Source organism: Parasegetibacter sp. NRK P23 (assembly GCF_023721715.1).
Classification (GTDB): Bacteria; Bacteroidota; Bacteroidia; order Chitinophagales; family Chitinophagaceae; genus Parasegetibacter.
This window is the reverse complement of sequence record NZ_JAMDLG010000001.1, coordinates 980,997-999,830: the sequence shown is the minus strand read 5'-3', so window position 1 is coordinate 999,830 and position 18,834 is coordinate 980,997. Positions and strand designations below refer to the sequence as shown.

The 18,834-nt window shown below is 50.1% G+C and carries 11 protein-coding genes; 8 read left to right on the top strand and 3 right to left on the bottom strand.

The features are described from left to right. Positions 1 to 177 precede the first annotated feature (177 nt). The 8 genes from M4J38_RS04015 to M4J38_RS03980 are packed head-to-tail and all read left to right on the top strand — an operon-like array spanning position 178 to position 13,611. Positions 178 to 3,576 (top strand): SusC/RagA family TonB-linked outer membrane protein, encoded by a 3,399-nt coding sequence (locus tag M4J38_RS04015; protein WP_251758241.1) that lies wholly within the window; start codon positions 178 to 180, stop codon positions 3,574 to 3,576. An 18-nt stretch (positions 3,577 to 3,594) separates the two neighbouring features. Beyond that, a complete protein-coding gene (locus M4J38_RS04010) occupies positions 3,595 to 5,013 on the top strand; it encodes a RagB/SusD family nutrient uptake outer membrane protein (protein WP_251758240.1) in 1,419 nt (472 codons plus the stop codon). Between the two features lie 27 nt (positions 5,014 to 5,040). Continuing rightward, entirely contained in the window at positions 5,041 to 5,856 is an 816-nt protein-coding gene (locus M4J38_RS04005; protein ID WP_251758239.1) for a DUF4843 domain-containing protein, read from the top strand. A 35-nt stretch (positions 5,857 to 5,891) separates the two neighbouring features. Next, positions 5,892 to 7,394, top strand: coding sequence for a PKD-like family lipoprotein (locus tag M4J38_RS04000; RefSeq protein ID WP_251758238.1), 1,503 nt, complete (start codon positions 5,892 to 5,894; stop codon positions 7,392 to 7,394). Positions 7,395 to 7,428: 34 nt separating this feature from the next. Further along, entirely contained in the window at positions 7,429 to 8,358 is a 930-nt protein-coding gene (locus M4J38_RS03995; RefSeq protein ID WP_251758237.1) for an ABC transporter ATP-binding protein, read from the top strand. A gap of 28 nt (positions 8,359 to 8,386) precedes the next feature. Further along, positions 8,387 to 10,966, top strand: coding sequence for a Gldg family protein (locus M4J38_RS03990; RefSeq protein ID WP_251758236.1), 2,580 nt, complete (start codon positions 8,387 to 8,389; stop codon positions 10,964 to 10,966). A 6-nt stretch (positions 10,967 to 10,972) separates the two neighbouring features. Next, entirely contained in the window at positions 10,973 to 12,313 is a 1,341-nt protein-coding gene (locus tag M4J38_RS03985; RefSeq protein WP_251758235.1) for a DNA mismatch repair protein, read from the top strand. After that, positions 12,310 to 13,611, top strand: a complete 1,302-nt coding sequence (locus M4J38_RS03980) for a DNA mismatch repair protein (RefSeq protein WP_251758234.1) — start codon at positions 12,310 to 12,312, stop codon at positions 13,609 to 13,611. Before M4J38_RS03985 ends, M4J38_RS03980 begins: the two co-directional genes overlap by 4 nt. Positions 13,612 to 13,638: 27 nt before the next feature. Here the strand turns inward: M4J38_RS03980 and M4J38_RS03975 are convergent, their stop codons facing one another. From M4J38_RS03975 to M4J38_RS03965, 3 genes are all read right to left on the bottom strand, one after another. After that, complete coding sequence (locus M4J38_RS03975) at positions 13,639 to 14,961, bottom strand: hypothetical protein (RefSeq protein ID WP_251758233.1); 1,323 nt, start codon at positions 14,959 to 14,961, stop codon at positions 13,639 to 13,641. Between the two features lie 117 nt (positions 14,962 to 15,078). Beyond that, positions 15,079 to 15,810, bottom strand: coding sequence for a LytTR family DNA-binding domain-containing protein (locus M4J38_RS03970; RefSeq protein ID WP_251760858.1), 732 nt, complete (start codon positions 15,808 to 15,810; stop codon positions 15,079 to 15,081). Next, on the bottom strand, positions 15,797 to 18,808 hold the full coding sequence (locus tag M4J38_RS03965) for a histidine kinase (protein ID WP_251758232.1): 3,012 nt from the start codon (positions 18,806 to 18,808) through the stop codon (positions 15,797 to 15,799). Before M4J38_RS03965 ends, M4J38_RS03970 begins: the two co-directional genes overlap by 14 nt. Between the last annotated feature and the right edge of the window lie 26 nt (positions 18,809 to 18,834).

Here is an 18,834-nt window from a genome sequence, read left to right as displayed (position 1 = left end):
GCCCGGGTGTTCCTTCGGGTACCTGGCACAGGCGGGACTAACTGTAGCCGGAGTGATCTTGCCGTTTCTGATTCAAGCGCGCGCTTTCTGCCGGAGGCATCACTTACAAAGGCTGAACGTGTTCGTTTGAAATGGCAACCAGGCGCATTCCGGTTGACCGACCAAACGTTACGAATTATGAGATTAACTACTTTTTTGCTGCTCGTGTGCTGCATGCACATTTCCGCAAGAACGGTTTCCCAAACTGTTACACTGTCGGGGAAGAACCTCTCGATGAAAGAGGTATTCTCCGCCATCGAAAAGCAAACTGGTTACATGGTATGGGGCCGCACGGAATTCCTGGAAAATGCCCGTAAAGTTTCCGTCTCCGTACGGAAAATGCCGCTGGAGACCTTCCTGGATAAAGTGTTGAAGGATCAGCCCTTCACTTACAATGTGGCCGACAATACTATTTTTCTTTCTCAAAAATCAGGGGCTTTGAAGGATACGGTGCCGGGCAGGGTTGCTATAGCTACCGCAGTTGTTGTGGCAAACATGACAGGTCTGGTACTGAACGCTGAGAACAACGAAGCGGTGGAAGCGGCATCTATCGGGTTCAATGATGGCAAAACAATGATGAGGTCGGATAATACAGGTCACTTCGCTATCGCGGGAATTGATCCCAATGATGATATCGTGATCACCTCCGTCGGCTTTCAAAAGTTGCGCGTGCCCATGAGTGTGTTGATGCGCATGGGCAACGATCAAACCGTAGCGTTGCAATCAGGTTCAGTTAGGAAAATCCCAACGGGCCTGTTTATATTCAACCTGCTTCCTGTTAAGACCGTACTGGAAGAGGTGGTGATCAACAACGGGATGTTCAGCAGGAGCAAAGAAAGTTTTACCGGAGCGGCATCCGTTTTTACCGGAAAAGACCTCCGCTCGGTGGGCAATAAAAATATCCTGGAAAGCCTTAAAACACTGGATCCTTCTTTTATCATTGTGGAGAACAACCTCCAGGGCTCCAACCCGAACCGCTTGCCCACTATTGAAGTAAGGGGCCGCACCACCCTCACCAATGCCAATCTGAACGACCAGTTCAATGCAGATCCCAACCAGCCATTGTTTATCCTCGATGGGTTCGAAACAACGCTGCAAACGATCTACGACCTGGATATGAACCGTATCGCCACAATCACCATCCTCAAAGATGCTGCTTCCACCGCATTGTACGGCTCTAAAGCGGCGAACGGTGTGGTAGTGGTAGAAACAAAAAGGCCGGTGCCGGGAAAGTTACAGGGAAGTTATGTGGCCGACTTTACGATGGAACTACCCGACCTCTCCAGTTACAACCTGATGAATTCCACGGAAAAAATGACATGGGAAAAGTTCCTGCTCAATCCGGGTGGAACCGATCAGGGCTATTGGCTCAGGGAGGAAAGATATAATTTCTACCTGGCGGAAGCTTTGCGCGGCGTGAATACTTACTGGCTGCATGAACCCGTTCAAACCGGCATCGCCAACAGGCATTCCCTTCAGTTGAATGGGGGAAGCAACGACCTGTTCTTCAACGCGGGCGGCGTGTACAGCAAAAAAAACGGCGTGATGAAAGGTTCCGGAAGGGATAGCTGGAGCGGGAACTTCCTGGTCACTTACCGCAAGGGAAAGCTGAACATCACCAACAACGCAATGGTTTCCGGCACCAATGCCAATGAGTCGCCATACGGCTCCTTCGCTAACTATGCCAGCATGAATCCTTACTACAAAAAAACGGATGCGAACGGCTTCATCAACAGAAAAGTAGATGCCGTTTACGATACCAGCGTGATCAATCCCTTGTACAATGCTTCTTTGTTCAGCATCAACAATAGCAAAACATTCGCCTTCACCAACAACCTGAACGGTAGTTTTTCCCTTACCAACAACCTTCGCGTGGAAGGAGGGATACAGGCATCAAAGAGCAACGGGAATGCCGTGATATTCACGCCTCCGGACAATAGCATGTTCGACCAGGTGGAAGTGCAGAAGAAAGGTAGTTATACCAACACGCAATTGCAGAGCAGTACTTTCAATTCCAATCTTTCTCTTTCTTATGGGCAGGTGTTCGGTAAAAGCCGGCTATCCGCTAACGTGCGTGGCCAGGTGGAAAGTACCACTTCCGAATCTGTTGGCTTTTCCGTGGTGGGATTCCCTTTTGGAACGAATGGCAATCCCGCTTTCGCATACGGATTCACACCATTCAGTACGCCCGCTTCCACGAGGATGAAAAGCCGTGGCGTAGGGCTCACCACCAGTATCAACTATGTATTCGCCAACCGGTTTATGGTAGATGGTGTTTATACCCTGAGTGGAGCGAGCGCTTTCGGCAGCAACAAAAGATTCAAGCCGTTTATGTCGGCCGGGTTTGGCTGGAACCTGCATGAAGAGGCTTTTCTCCGGGGTGTGGAATGGCTGGAAGTATTCAAGCTGAGAGGGAACATTGGTTATTCCGGGAACCAGAACCTGGGGAACTTCACTTCTGTATCGACATATGCTTACGAAGGTACCGGCAGTAATTATTTCGGACAGGGCTTATCGCTCGCTTCATTGGGCAGTCCCGATCTCGAATGGTCGCGCACTTTTCAGGGCAGCTATGGGGTGGAGTTCAGGATGCTGAACAGCCGCGTGAGCGGTACGCTGGAATATTTCAGGAAACTCACCGATCCATTGTCGGTAGGAGCCGAAGGCACTGTTCCTTCTTCAGTGGCGCTAAACAACAATTATGTGATCAATGTGGGGAACCTCACTACAACGGGATGGAACCTTAACCTTCGTTTTTCTCCCATCTATGACTTGAAGAACAGGATCATCTGGTCCATCGCGGTTTCAGGTGTGAAGAACAACAGTGTGTATGGCGGTTTCTCCAATAAACTTCAGTCGCTCAACAAAGCGGAGCAGGATAGTCGCGGGCTCAGCCGCTATTACGATGGATACAGCCCGGATGATATGTGGGCCGTTCGCTCACTCGGGATTGACCCGGCAACCGGTAATGAATTGTTCCGGAAAGCCAATGGCGACATCACTTTTATATACGATCCCGCTGATATTGTAAGAGTGGGCAATACCCGCCCGAAAATGGAAGGGATCGTTACAACGTCCTTCACTTACAAGGATTTCACCTTCAATGCCAATGCCCGGTACAGGGCAGGGGGATACGTTTTCAACAGTGCCGTGTATTCGAAAGTGGAGAACGCGGGTACTACGACACTTGGTGCAGGACCCAACGGGTATGGTGTGGTGGGGAACCTGGACCGACGCGCGTTGTACGACAGGTGGCAGCAGCCCGGAGATGTTAGTGAATTCAAGTCCATACAGGGCGCTGGCGGCGTTACGGCCATGTCATCCAGGTTCATTCAGAAAGACAGTCATTTCATCGGAGAATCATTCAGTCTCTCCTGGAGAACGAACGCGGCCTGGGTGCAGCGACTGCACCTGCAGGGGTTGGGCGTGAACTTTTACCTGAACGATATTTTCAGGGTGGAAACGGTGCTTACCGAACGCGGATTGGATTATCCGTTCTCAAGGTCAGCCGGGCTGAGTGTTAACCTATCCTTTTAATTCCAAAACCAACTGATTATGAATAGCAGATATCCCGTTGTGTTTTTACTTGGCGCGCTTCTCTTACTGGGAAGTTGCAAAAAATACCTGGATGTACAACCTGAAACTTCCTATACGGAGAACCAGGTATATAACAGCGAATCGGCGCTGATCCAGGCTTTTAACGGATTGTACCTCGATTTGGCGGCACGCCCGTTGTACGGGTCCTTCCTCACCAATTCCGTAATAGAATTAATGGCACAGCGTTTTAAACCCGTTGTGGATGGATCGCAGGACATGAGTTCGTTCGTGGGGTACAATTATACGGCACTGCATGCGGGCCAGATGCTGGATACGATATGGCGGAAAGCTTACGGCACTATTCTCGCGACTAATGTGTTCCTCTCTAAAATAGACAACTCGATCGCCGCAAATGTAGTATCGGAAGCGAATGGCAAATTGCTGAAAGGAGAGGCGATGGCCATCCGTGGCATGCTTCATTTCGATCTGCTTCGTTTATACGGACCTGTATATTCCACCGGCAACGGATCTCCCGCTATTCCCTACTACACAATAGCAGATGGGAAAATGCAACCTATTCTCTCCGCCGCTGAAGTATTGGAAAAAGTGCTGGCCGATCTTACCACCGCGAAACAACTGCTGGCTGCCGATCCGGTGATTACAAAGGGCGTGGTGTTCGAACATGATTTTTACAGCAGCGCCCGCAACCAGCGCCTGAATTATTTCGCGGTAAAGGCATTGCTGGCAAGGGCTTACCTCTGGGCCGGCAGAACGGGCGATGCACACGCGGAAGCGCAATCGGCCATCACCGAAGGAGAACAGTGGTTCCCCTGGGTAGAAGCGGATGCGGTGAACAATGCATCCAATCCCGACCGCGTTTTCGCGCCGGAAATATTATTCGGCGTGTACAATCCGCAATTGTACAATATCTACGACAAGTTCTTTAACCCGGCCCTGACCGATCAGAGTATTTACGTTCCGTATGAGTCAAGGTTCACCGAGTTGTTCGAAGGGATGTTCCAGGATTACCGCGTGGTGCAAACATGGCTCACAGGTGGTGGAAAAAGCTACCGTACCTTTTACAAGTTCGCACCGCAGGCTACAAAAAATACCTGGGAATTTGTTCAGCCATTGGTGCGTAAATCGGAGTTGTACCTCATCCTCGCGGAAACCGAAACTGATCCTGCCAAGGCATTGGACTTCCTGAATACGGAACGCCGCAGAAGAGGATTGGCCAACCTGCCGGGAACAGCCACTTTGTCCCTTGAAATCAGGAAGGAATACCAGAAAGAATTCTGGGGCGAAGGGCAAATATTTTTCTATTACAAAAGAATCAACGCGAACGATGTGCCTATGGCTGATCTGCCGTATCCATGGGCTACCGTTGAACCCGTTTACAAAGTGCCGTTGCCACTTTCTGAAACCACCACCCGATAATCATCCTACAACTATAAACCAGGAACGATGAAAATAACTGTCTGTTTATTTGTAACATGCGCCGCAGCGGTGCTGTTGGGTACTTCCTGTAAAAAGGACCCGCTGCTCACTTATGCGGCCCCCGATAATATTTACTTTGAAATGATAGAGGGTGCGAACCCCGCGCAGGATTACCTGGGGCGGTATGCCGATTCCCTTAACCTCTCATTTGCTTTCAGCCCGGGCGCGGTAAAAGATACATTGATTGGTATCCCAGTTGCCGTTACCGGTTCCCCCGCAGCGCAGGACCGCTCTTTCGGAATATCAGTTGATCCGGCTTCCACTGCTATCGTATCAACACACTATGAGTTCCCTGCTTCTTTTACATTACGTGCCGGCCGGCTGAAAGATTCCGTTTTCGTGAAACTGAAGCGCGCGACTGACCTCACTTCAAAAAGCGTCTCAATCGTGCTCCACCTGGAAGAGAACGAAAATTTTGAAACGAAAATCAAATTCAGGTCGCGGAATCCAAGGGAGTCCACTTCGCTCAACGGCGATACCATCTGGGTGAATACTTTCAGGATCAACTTAACGGATAGGCTGGGCGCGGGTCCTTTCTGGAACGATTACTATTATTCTTATTTCGGCGATTTCAGTGAGAAGAAAGTAAGGCTTATCAACCAGATTGCCGGAATGCCACTCGATTTCTGGTCTGCAGCCATCACCACCGATCAACAGAGTTTTGATGCCACTTACTATGGTGCGTTCATGGCGCGCTACCTCAGCGATCAGGCTTTCGCCGGGAACACCATCTTCGAAAGCGATGGAACCACACCCATGAAAATGGGCTACAGGTTCCCCTGATGCATTTTCTTTTATGTCATTCAAAAAGTTTTAACATGAAGCGCTTATTCATCTGCATAATATTCGCCGCACAGGTTTGCTGCCTGCTCTCCTGTTACAAGGACGAAGGAAATTACAGCTACAAGGATATCAACGAAATCAGTTTTTCAGGCATCGATCCAAATGCAACCGTACCTGTTTTTATAGGAGACACACTCTCCATAACGCCCGTATTGAACAGTACTATGTCGAACGGGGATGATTACAGCTACGAGTGGTCGTTGTTCAGGGAGATGGTGGGAGAAAGGGTGATTTCTACGGAAAGAAACCTGAAGGTCAGGATCAACGAACTCCCGGGCACTTACCTGGTGCAGTACCGCGTAACCGATAATAAAACCGGTGTGGTGTTTAAAGTACGGACTACACTGCTCGTGCGCACCGATGTGTTTGAAGGCTACATGGTACTGAACAATGTAGAAGGAAAATCAAGGCTGGATATGCTTTCATACGACGCTGTGAACGGTTCTTTCAACCAGTTCACGGATGTATTAAAGAAGATGGGTTCTTCCCTGCCCGAACAGGGAACGCCCATCAAAGTAGTGTGTACAAGGGTTACCAGTGCTTTCAGTTATTCCGATTCTACTTTCGGCATCTACCTGATTACTGAAACAGGAACGAATCGTGTGCATCCCGAAACATTTGATTGGCGGCCTACCTACAATATCCGCTACGAAATTGCCGGCAATATCTCCCCGGATTTTAAGGCGCAAAATATGGTGTGGGACAGCTATACTTATTTCGTTCCCATTTTCCTTTGGTCTGACCACAACCTATACCTCCGTGCCGGAGGACTGGCGCCGGTGTACAGCCTTCCAGTAAACAAATATGTGGGGCAGCCTGAATTCAAAGCCGCACCGTATGTAACTTCCAACGGTTCTGATAACCTGGTGATGTTCAACCGGGACAATAACTCCTTCGCGCTGCTGCGTTCTTTCCAACACAGCGCAGCGGTGGACCCGCCTTTCGCTTCCAGACCCGGAGAGATCGATTTTCCCACCGGGAAGGAACTGGTGTTTATGGGTGAATCCGCATCCGGGTTCTCTTACGCCATACTCAAAGATCCGGGCGGCGCCAACCACTACCTGCTGAAATTCAGGGCGGGTTCACTCCCGGTTTACTTTAAGCAACTTAAAGGAACGGACATTGACAAGGCCACACATTTCGCGCTGGGCGCAAACCCCGAATATATTTTCTACAGCGTCGGCGGCAAAGTGTACGAGTATGATATGTACCTCGAAAGCAGCAAACTCATGCTCGATAAAGGTGCTTCCGAAATCAGTTACCTCGCGTTCCAGCAGTTTTCTCCCAATAGAAGCCCTGCTACTTATGGCGTTTGGTCGCGCTGGCTCAATGTAGGTGTCTATAACCCGGCTGGTGCTTCCGGTTCCAATGGTATACTGGAACAATACAGTGTTCCCGATGCCAACGAGGCGCTTGTGCTCCAGAAACAATGGACGGGTTTCGGAGAAATCACCAGTATTTCTTACAGAGAACGATAACGCCTTCAATTACCAACGAACTATAAAATTTAACATGGAAAATGCAATTGTAAGGATAGAAAAACTATCCCATCGCTACACCAATGCCTGGGCCATCCGTGATATCAATATGGAGATCGGTGCAAAGGGCATTGTAGGGTTGCTCGGCTCCAACGGCGCGGGCAAATCCACCACCATGAACATTCTGTGTGGCGCGCTGAATCAAACCGAAGGAGATGTATTTATCAACGGCATCAACCTGCGCGAGCAGCCAGAACTGGCAAAAAAAGAGATCGGCTTTCTTCCCCAGAATCCGCCGCTGTACATGGATCTTACAGTAGATGAATATCTCTCTTACTGCGCTGCACTCCGGCACATCCCCAAAGATAAAATGAAGCCCGCCATCAAAGAAGCGAAGGAACGTTGCGGCATCGACCATTTCAGCAACCGCCTCATACGCAACCTCTCAGGAGGATACCGCCAGCGGGTAGGCATCGCGCAGGCCATCGTACACAAGCCCGCACTGGTGGTGCTGGATGAACCCACCAATGGACTGGACCCGAACCAGATCACAGAAGTAAGGGCGCTGATCAAAGAGATCGCTTCAGACAGGGCCGTGATCTTTTCTTCCCATATCCTCTCCGAAATTCAGATCCTCTGCAAAGAAATCAAGATGATTGAAAGCGGCAGGATCGTATTCTCTGATACAATGGATGCCTTCAACAACTATGTTGAGCCGCACAGTATGCTGATCCGTTTCGAAAACCCGCCTTCCACGGCGGAACTGGCCGAGATACCAGGGGTCACCAATGTGGACTTTCTTACCGAAAGACAGGTACGCATCCATTTCAACGGCGACCAGGAAATCACCGAACGCATGGTGAACACCAGTGTACAGAAAGGATGGAGGCTCCGGGAGATCAGTCTCGATAAGAGCGCCCTCGATGAGATATTCAAACAACTTTCCAATCAGAAACTCAACTAAAAGAAATCACCAACAAAATAATCATCGGATGAAAACAATTTTCAGGGTCGCGGGCACAGAGCTACGCATGTTGTTCTATTCGCCCATCGCGTGGTTCGTGCTGATCGTATTCCTGGTACAAAGCGGCATCGTTTACCTCGGCATGATCGACGGCGTTGCCACACAACAGGAAATGGGCGGAATCAGGATCAGGTACATCTTTGACCTCACGGCAAGGTTGTTTGTGGGGAAAAGCGGCCTGTTCCCCCACATCATGGAAAACCTGTACCTGTACATTCCATTGCTTACCATGGGATTGATCAGCCGGGAAACTTCCAGCGGTACCATCAAGTTGCTGTATTCTTCTCCCATTAAAGTAAGAGAGATCATTTTCGGGAAATACCTCGCCATGATGGTGTACAGCTTCCTGCTGCTGCTTATCGTCGCCTTGTTCGTATGCTCCGGGATTTACCATATCCAGGAAGCGGACAAAGGAATGCTGATGACCAGCCTGGTCGGCTTCTACCTGCTCCTTTGCGTGTATTCGGCCATCGGCCTGTTCATGTCCTGCCTCACGACCTACCAGATTGTTGCGGCGGTATGTACTTTCGTGATGATCGGATTACTGAGTTATATCGGCTCCGTATGGCAGGGTATCGAATTCGTACGGGATATTACTTACTATCTCTCCATCGCGGGGCGTACGGAAAAAATGTTGCGTGGGCTGATCTCTTCCAAAGATGTGATCTACTTCATCGTGATCATTTCGATATTCCTTGGACTGAGTATTTACAAACTGAAATCGGGCATGGAATCGAAGTCTGCAGCGTTCAAAGCCGGAAGGTATGCTGCTGTGGTGGCGCTCAGTATATCTGTCGGTTATATCTTCTCTCTTCCCTGGCTTATTGGTTACCACGATGCTTCGCTGCACCAACGGAATACCGTGTTGCCGCATGTGCAGAAAATTATTGAAGACTTGGGCGATGAACCCCTGGAAGTGATCACCTACAACAACGTGCTGGCGGCTTCCATGGGAATGGGTATGGATGCCTCCTATAACCGCGTTGCTTCCACCTGGGAAATGTACAACCGCTTTAAAAAAGGACACAACATCAAAGTACACAAAGCGATCAATTTCTATGACAGCACCCTGGATAATACGACCATGCTCATGGGGTACCCCGATAAATCGCTGAAAGAAATAGCCCAGCAACTCACCAAAGCTACCGGCATGAGTATGAAAGATGTAAAAACGCCCGAGGAAATACGGAAAATCATCGACCTGCGTCCCGAAATGAACCGTTTTGTGATGCAATTGAAATACAAGGATAAAACTACTTTCCTGCGCATTTTTGATGACCAGACCGTATGGCCGGGTGAAACGGAAGTGTCTGCCGCATTCAAAAGACTGATGCAGGCAAAACTCCCCAAAGTAGCTTTCGTTACCGGAAACATGGAAAGAAGTATTTTCAGAAGAGGCGACCGTGAATACGCTAAAATTGCCACCGCAAGAGGATTCCGTTACGCATTGATCAACCAGGGGTTTGATGTGGATACGGTTTCACTGGATAACAGAGATGTGCCCGCTGATATTTCCAGCCTCGTAATTGCCGACCCCAAACTGGAGTGGAGCGAAACAGCCCTCGTGCGACTCCGCCAGTACATCAGTAGCGGAGGAAACCTCCTGATTGCCTGTGAACCGGGAAAAAGCAATGTGACGCAGCCCATACTGGATGAAGTTGGGGTGGAAATGATGCCCGGCAGACTGGTGCAGGCCGATAAGGATGCCGCGCCCGACAAAGTACGCCTGAACTTAACGAAAGAGGCCGCCGGTTTGTCGAAGTACCTGGCCGAGATAAAAGAGGATACCATGGCTGAAAGAGTAGCCATGGGCGGTGTGGCAGGACTGGTATATACCGGTAAAGCCAATTTCACGGCAAAGCCATTGCTGGTGACGGATAACAAGATCACCTGGAACAGGATAAAAGCACTGGATCCTGAAATGATGACTTCCGCGATGGACGGCTCCATGATGATGGGAAGCATTTATGGCGGGAAAGATGACGAACAGGAACTGCCTGCGGAAAAAACGGATACGGCAAAGAACAGGCGTGAAAATACTGCTGATCCAAAGAAGAAAGCGCCCGCGACCCAGGTGAACATGGTGAACACAAAACCATATCCTTCACTCGTAAAACACGCGGTGGTACGGGAAACCTCCGACCAGCCTGCATCTTCCCGTGCGAGAGGCCGGGGCGGAAGGCCGGGTGATATGGGAACGATCGTTTTTTCTCCCGAAGAAGGCGACACCAAAGGAGTCTACCCAACAGCATTATCTCTTTCAAGGAACATCAACGGGAAAGAACAACGCATCGTGGTTACCGGAGATGCCGATTTTATGAAGAACGGCAGCATGAGTATGGCAGGCTTTCATTTTACCAATTCCCTGTTCAGCTGGCTTTCTTATGATGAATTCCCGATCAGCAGCTACCGCCCCAAAACAAATGATACGGCGGTGAAGGTGAGCACCGAACAAGTGGGGACCCTGCGCCTGCTTTACCTATGGGTGCTTCCGGGATTGCTTATCGCTTTCGCTGCAATTTTACTCATCCGCAGAAAAAGGAAATAGACCACCATGTTGTTCACAACCGATAAACAAACACTGGAAGACCTGAACATCTTCGGTAAACATGGGGGAGATTCCATATACAATATGTTCAACCGCTGCGCCACAAGAGGGGGCGCGGCGGCGTTGGAAGAAATGTTCCGGTACCCGCTCTCGGACCACAACGGCATCAACCGCCGCGCGGGCATCATCCGGTTCTTCTCCGCTTCCAACCTCAGTTTCCCTTTTCCCAACGCGCATTTCGACGCCATAGAACCCTACCTCGCCAACCAGGACGACCGAACCAGGATCTCGCACGAAAAAAGATCGCTCACCCAAAAAATGAGCAATATGATCGCGCCTGATACCGAAACCATGATGGTCGTGAAAGGCGTGACCGCATTGATGGAAATTTTTCAGGACTGCCAGGTTTTCATTTCATCCCTGAAACTGGAAGCCGGACATTTTTATGCAAACGAAAAGCGCATACTCGAAGACGTGTTAAAAGATCCGGCTTTTGAAGCTTTGCTTCAACACAAAGGCAAACCCGGGCTGGAACTGATCGCGGAATATGATGTGCTACTGCGTTTCCGCTACCGCGATCGGGTGCAACTGCTGCTCCGGCATATCTACCTGCTGGATGTATATATTTCTGTGGCGAAAGTGGCGCGTGAACGGGGATTTGTTTTCGCGCAGGCTTTGCCGAAAGACGTACTCCATACCGTGGTGGAAGGCGTATACCATCCCAGGGTACCCAACGCCGTTCCCAACTCCCTGCACATTTCTCCGGAGGAAAATGTGCTGTTTCTTACGGGTGCGAATATGGCGGGAAAATCCACCTTTATGAAATCCATCAGCATTGCCATGTACCTTGCGCATGTTGGGTTTCCCGTTGCCGCAACGAAAATGGAATTCTCCGTAATGGATGGCATCTACACCACCATCAACCTGCCGGACAACCTCGGGATGGGGGCCAGCCATTTTTACGCGGAAGTATTGCGGGTGAAGAAAATGGCCCACGAACTGAGCCTGGGAAAGAACCTGTTCATCGTATTCGATGAACTGTTCCGCGGCACCAATGTAAAGGATGCCTATGAAGCCACCATCGCCATTACCAAAGGATTCGCCCGTCGCAGGAACAGTCTTTTCCTTGTTTCCACCCATATCATCGAAGCGGGTGAAGTGCTGGGAAAAAGCTGCGCCAACATTCGTTTCATTTACCTGCCCACCCGCATGAACGGCAACAAACCCGTGTACACTTATACCTTGGAAAAAGGAATCACCGACGACAGGCACGGCATGATCATCATCAACAACGAAGGTATCCTCGATATACTGGAAGCCGGATTGAAAGAAAAGAAATCAGCATGAGTTTTACAACAGACAAACAAACCCTGGATGACCTCGGACTGCCCGGGAAGTTCAAGCCAAATTCCATCTATTCCCTGTTCAATAAAGTAAAAACCGCTGGCGGGGAAAGACTGCTCAACGAAATGTTCCACCATCCCCTCCACGATCCCGATGCCATCAATGCCCGGAGTGCAACCTTCCGTTATTTCCAGGAACATGCTTTTCAGTTCCCGTTCAACCGGGAAGATTTTCTGCCCGTAGAAAATTACCTGGGTAATGGGACAAGTGCCAGCTTCATTGCTTCGGCCACTGTGTTGGCGAAGAAGAAGTGGATGCATTCCTTTTTACGGGATGAACAATATTCTGCGCTGCAAACCGGCCTTCGGGCCACCATCAATGCCCTGGTGGCGTTAAAAGAACTGCTGCACGAACTGAAGATCGGTTTTGTGGCGCCCGCACGAAATATATTTTCCCATCAAAAGTTACACTGGCTTTCCGAAGCGTATCATTCCAAAGAAGTCCCGTTGCTGAAAGCGGCCCGGTACGATCTTCTGCTCCGCCATACCCTGCGAAAGGAAATGGCGCAAGTGCTGGAGACCATTTACCAATTAGACGTGTACATGGCCGTGAGTGCCGTGGCGCGCGAAAGAGGATTTTCCTACGCGACGGCGCTGCCTGCGCCCATGAATGTGCTGGAAGCGGAAGCCCTATGGCATCCCGGCCTCCGGAAAGCGGTGCCGAACCCTGTGGCGCTGAACAGCGCGCACAACCTGGTGTTTTTAACGGGCGCGAATATGGCGGGGAAATCTACCCTCATGAAATCCATCGGGATCGCCACTTACCTTGCGCATGCCGGCTTTCCCGTGGCGGCGAAAGGTATGCGCTTCTCCGTTTGTGATGGCATGTACACTTCTATCAACGTGCCGGATAACCTTGATATGGGGTACAGTCATTTTTACGCGGAAGTACTCCGGGTGAAAAAAGTAGCGGAGGAAGTGAGCAGCGGGAAAAAACTGCTCGTGGTATTCGATGAACTCTTCAAAGGAACGAACGTAAAAGACGCTTATGATGCCACCCTGGCGGTAACAACGGCGTTCTCTAAATACAGGAATTGTTTTTTCATCATCTCCACCCATATCATAGAAGTGGGCGACGCCTTGAAAAAGGAGTTCGATTCCATCCGGTTCTCCTATCTGCCTACGGTAATGAACGGGCATGTGCCTTCCTATACTTACACCCTGGCCGAAGGCATCACCAGCGACCGGCAGGGGATGACTATCATTGAAAATGAAAAGATACTCGAACTACTGGAGGAATGAAATTAAAAAGTATGTATTGCGTGCTTCTTATTTAACAGACACCTTATGCACTTCTTTCCTCCCCTGGCCGTCGCTTATATGCAACACCAGTATACTTCCTGCTACAGCGTTGGTATTTACCGTATATGAGGAGCTCAACGCCCGTTTTTCCACCAGCTTTCTTCCCTGTATATCGAATACGGTGATCAGTAAGCCCGGTCTTGACAGCTGAAGCAATACTTCGTTACCCGAGGAGCGTTTTGCCACAGAAAGAAGACGTTTCTCCTGAGTGGCGATGGCCATTTTTTTTGTGGTGCTGTAGTCGAATTGCCCATCTGTATCCACCTGTTTGATCCGGAAGAAATAATGGGTGGATGGCACTGCAAGTTTTTGATGCGGGATCAGCGCCTTGTAATGAATTTCAGTTGTGCTGTTGCCTGCCGCCGCTACGCGGCTGTCTGTGGTAAAACTTTTACCATCAGCGGAAAATTCTGTTTCAAAGTGTGACGTATTGGCTTCCGTGTGTGTGCTCCAGCGGAGTTCCACACCCGTTGCGGTGGAGGTGGCGCTGAATGGGCCCCAGCTTACGGGCATTGCGGATGAGCCAATGTCCTGCGGAAGGGTGAAAGGTGTGGCGTCGTCGGTATCCCAGTTGGCCAGGTTGTAGATGGCGGTTTTTAACTGCGTTGCATTGCCAGTGAGTGTTCCTTTGTAAACGGCGTTATCCGCTTCCGGGGTAAGAAGGATGATATGATCGTTGGAAAGGTTGGTAGGTTGGGCGCTGGCCGAGGTGGAGGTAGAAGTTGTAGTGAGCCATCCGCCATCCATATTGATGCAGGCGATCCAGTTGTTGGCGCTGTTGTTGGCAGGTTTAGTGCCCTGGTAGGCGAACAGAACGTCTCCGGAAGTTGGAAAAGAGAAATCGGGGCAGGAGCCTGGTACAAACAATGTGCCTGTGGATGCCGTAGCTTGTGAAGGGTTGGTTGAACCTGTGGCGCCTGGGTTGGAGATCACTACAACGGTGCCCACGGTAAGTGCCGAACTGGCCGTCCATGTCATAAAAGTTTCGGTATTGCAGGCCCCGAACGAGGTGTTTTCGTAAAAGCCGCCGGTGCTATATTGCCACAGGTGGTCCGTAAACGTGATGGTGGTTCCTGTGGTAATATCTTTGAGTAGCATGAATGCGAAATCATCTACTGATCCATCTGAGTTGTAAGCTACGAATGCGATATCGCCCTGTGCAAGGGGTGTTTGGGCATCGCCCTTAACAGCGAAGAACAGGCTGCAAAGCGTGAATACGGCGGATAAAGTGTGAAGCCTGTTGTAAAGGAATATTCTTTTCACAAAGGTTTGGCCTGACTGGGGAATCATCTGGAATGGTTTTAAATGCACGTTGCAGCGTAAAGCTATCCCCATTGCGGCAAACCTGTTTTGCCGTTTCGTAAGCCGTAAGTCTGATTGAGTAGCTGGTGGGTCTCCCTGAGTAAACTATTTTTCCAGGAAACTTTTTAAGTAATGCAGGAATGCCTGTTTGTAGCTTCGTGATACAGGGATGAGGGTGCCGTTTTTCAGTTCCACTTTTCCGCCTTCGGCGTGAAAGAAGCGGTAAATACTATCGCGCGCAATCAGGTAACTCTGGTGCACACGGATGAATCGTTCCGGGTCCAGCCTACGCATCATACTGCCCAAAGTAAAGGAGGCGCATATCTTTTCCCCGTTCTTTAAGTAGATTAGGCAGTAGTTTCCTTCCGCTTCGCAATATAGTACCTGCATCGTCTCCACCAGTGTAATCCTGTCTTGTGCCGGAATGGCTATTCTTTCAGGGAACAACTGACTGGTATTGTTAATATTGCTATCCAGCCTTGAGATAGCGGCGTTAAATGCCGCTTGAAGTTGTATTGTTTCCACCGGTTTCAGGATATAATCGGCAACTTGTGCTTTGATGGCGCGCAACGCGAATGATTCATACGCGGTTACCATGATGGTTTGGAAAGAAGGCTGAGGGAAGACGTCAAACAATTCAAAGCCATTGCGTTTTCCCAACTGAATATCCAGCAGTACAATCTTTGGATCGTGGGCCTCAATGGCGTTCACGCCATCCTGTAGGGACGTGTGCGTCCATATCTGTCCCGCCTGCGGGCAGGATGCCCTTATATCCTGTTCCAACGCCAGCGCCGCGGGCAGTTCATCTTCTATGATGCAGATGTCATACGCTTTCATGCGTTTCAAAGCTACATGGAATTTTTAAAACCACCCGGCAACCGCCCTTTTCATCCATTCGGTCAATTTCGAAAAGCGGGCAGGTAGGTTTTCGGTTTCCCCAGGCCAGCGCGCCAAGCAACTCAAGGCGTTTACCAACCAATGCGACGCCCTTTCCGTTCGATCCCTCTTTGGTGTTATACTGTGCTTCTTCCATACCGGAATGCTTGGTGTACGTATATCCTTTTCCGTTATCCGTGATTTCAATGTTGATCATCGCTTTGGACCGATCTGGATTGATGTGAACATGAATCTGCTGTCCCGGCGCGTCTTCTTCAAACCCATGATCGAAACAGTTTTCTATGAGTGGCTGCAGCAACATGGTGGGGATGGATAGGTGCGCAGCTCCGGGTGCTTTGTATTCAAAATGAATTTCAACGGGATGCCGCTTTTTCATGTTCCGCCATGCACAATAGTTTTGCAGCAAACGCACTTCTTCTTCTAAACTGATCCTTTCTTTACCGGAGAGCCGCAGTTGCTCCCTTATAAGTCCTGAGAATTTTTCCGCGTAAGCCTTTCCCTCTGTGATTTTTCCGGCGCCATAATAACCTTGTAAGGCATAGATCGCATTAAAAACAAAATGGGGCGTCAGTTGTGCTTTCTCCGCTTCCTGCTGCCATTGAAGCAACTGGTGCTGAAGGGTGACGCGTTCTTTTTCCTGCACGATCTGTTGTTGGGCGGCGGCGTTTTTCTTTCGGAGCCGATTCATCTTTGTTTTGAAAAACAGCACCATCAGGCCCAGGGCCGCTATTCCCACCAAAACACGGAACCACCAGGTGCCCCACCAGGGCGGGGCAATGTACAGTCGAAGTGTTGCGGAGGGCCCGAAGGCGGAATCGGGTCTACGCGCCTGTACCGCGATATCATATGTTCCCGGCGCCAGTTGCCGGAATTGGATTTCGGGCCGCACGGTTGTTGCCCATTGATTGTTCCCCGGCGTTATTTTAAACCTGAAAACCGGTGCATGCACTATGGAAAAATACAAAGGCGTAAACCGAAGGGTGATGTTGTTCTGAAAGTGCGCCAGCCGTGGTATGGTGTTCGAATACTGAAGCATGTACACCGAATCTTCTAATTCCATTTCTTCCCAAAATACCTTTGGGCCGGGCGCTGCTTTTTTTTGAAGTGGAAGCGTGTACACCCCATTTTCAGTGGCCAGCCAGAGTGCGCCTTTGTGCGAAGCAATACTGAGGAGCGGTCCCTCATAAGGAATGCCATAACTTTTTTCAAGGATGAACTTTCCTTCTTTGTACGCCACAGCCGATAATCCCGCGTTGCTGGCTACCCACCATTGCCTGGGGCCGTCGGCGGGAATCACCTGGTGTACCCAGTAGCCGTCTCTTTCGCCATTGTTGAGGTGTTGTATTTTCCGGCCATCGAAATGAATAAGCCCCTCTTCCCTGGTGCCGATCAGCAACTGGTTTTCGGGCATAGTAACGATGGCCGTAACGGGGGAGCGTATGCTCTTCAGCGCGGCTGGTATGGGCAGGGCGCCGTCTTTGAACAACAGCCTGATCCCTTCCCAGCAACCTATCCAGGTGCTGTCGTTGCCGGAAGGTACCATACAAAGTACTTTCTCTTCGAGTATGGTCCGTTCGGGATAGCCGCCCGGCGGTTGAACGGAAAGTGCTGGATCGGGTGCGGGCACCTTCACCAATTTCGCGGATCTGGCTATTAGCAGACTATCATCCTTCAGTATCCTGATGGCTTTGGTGGCACCCGGTACCCTCACCGTTGCCTTGGTTGTTGTGTCGGTCACCAGCAATGCGCCATCCAGCGCGGCGTAAACCCGGTTGTGGTGCGCATGGAAAGCGCGTACCCGCTTTAAAGATTCTGAAAAACGTGCCTGGTGGATGAACCTCAGCCGGGAGCCCAGGCCTTCTTCTTTAAAAACGCATCCTTCTTCTGTTCCGGCCCAGAGTTTGCCATTTATGACTTCAAGCCGCGAGCAGATATCTTCCGGTGCGCAGCCCTCCAGCTGAATTTTTCTGAATGTATGTTGCTCCGCGAGGAAAAGTCCGCGGGTTAAACTGGTGGCCCACACATTTCCTGTTCTGTCCTTACGAAAGGAGCTCGTCCAGGGAACATCGTCCGCCAGTAGCTTCATACCGTCTTTGCCCATAGCTGAAAGCCCATACACGCCATTTTCCGTGCATACTACCAGTATGCCCTGTTCAGGGCCCGCCTTAATTCCTTTCCCCGGGAGGATGTTCACGACCAGTTGATTGCCGGGGGTGCTGAGTTGTGTTTCAAGTTGCAATGAAGCATTGAAAAAGTAGACTTCCCGATCTTGACTGATGCATAATTTTCCGTTCCATACCGCCATTTTGGTGTTTTGGTTCAGAAAGCGGATGGTTGCCGGTAACGTGATGAATCGTTTTTCCGCCGGCAGGTAAAATCCGGCATCCGTAACCAGCACCAGCTTCCCATTGAACAGGATGGCGCCGGCCATTTTTCTGGCGTAAGGCTGCAACTTTTCAACGGCGATGGAGCGGACGATGTTATCGCCCCTAATCCAAAATATTTTCCTGCTGCATACCACCACCACGTGATCCGCATGTTCCAGGATATTTTGGATGGGGCCATTGCCCGCAATAGGTTGTAGCCATGGAGCATTCTCTTTATTAAACCATTTGCCGTTGTGGAAAAAACAGGGATCGCCGTTAAAGGTAGCCGCCCATATTCTTTGCCGGCTGTCTTCATGAAATGAAAAGATATTAAGGTCCGAAAGCCCGTCTTTTTTGGAATAGTGGATGAACCGGGCGCCGTTGTACCTTGCCGCGCCGTTGGCGGAGGCGATCCAGGTATACCCGCGGCTGTCCTGGTAGGTATCAAAAAGCATTCTGCCGGAAGGGTAGGGGATTTGGCGGAACGAAAGCGTAGTGTCTTCCGATGCCTTGCATACGAAAGTGAGCTGCAGCGAAAAAATGATGAAAAGGATCGGCAATCTTTTTATCATGGGGAATAAAATGGAAAGGTAGGTGA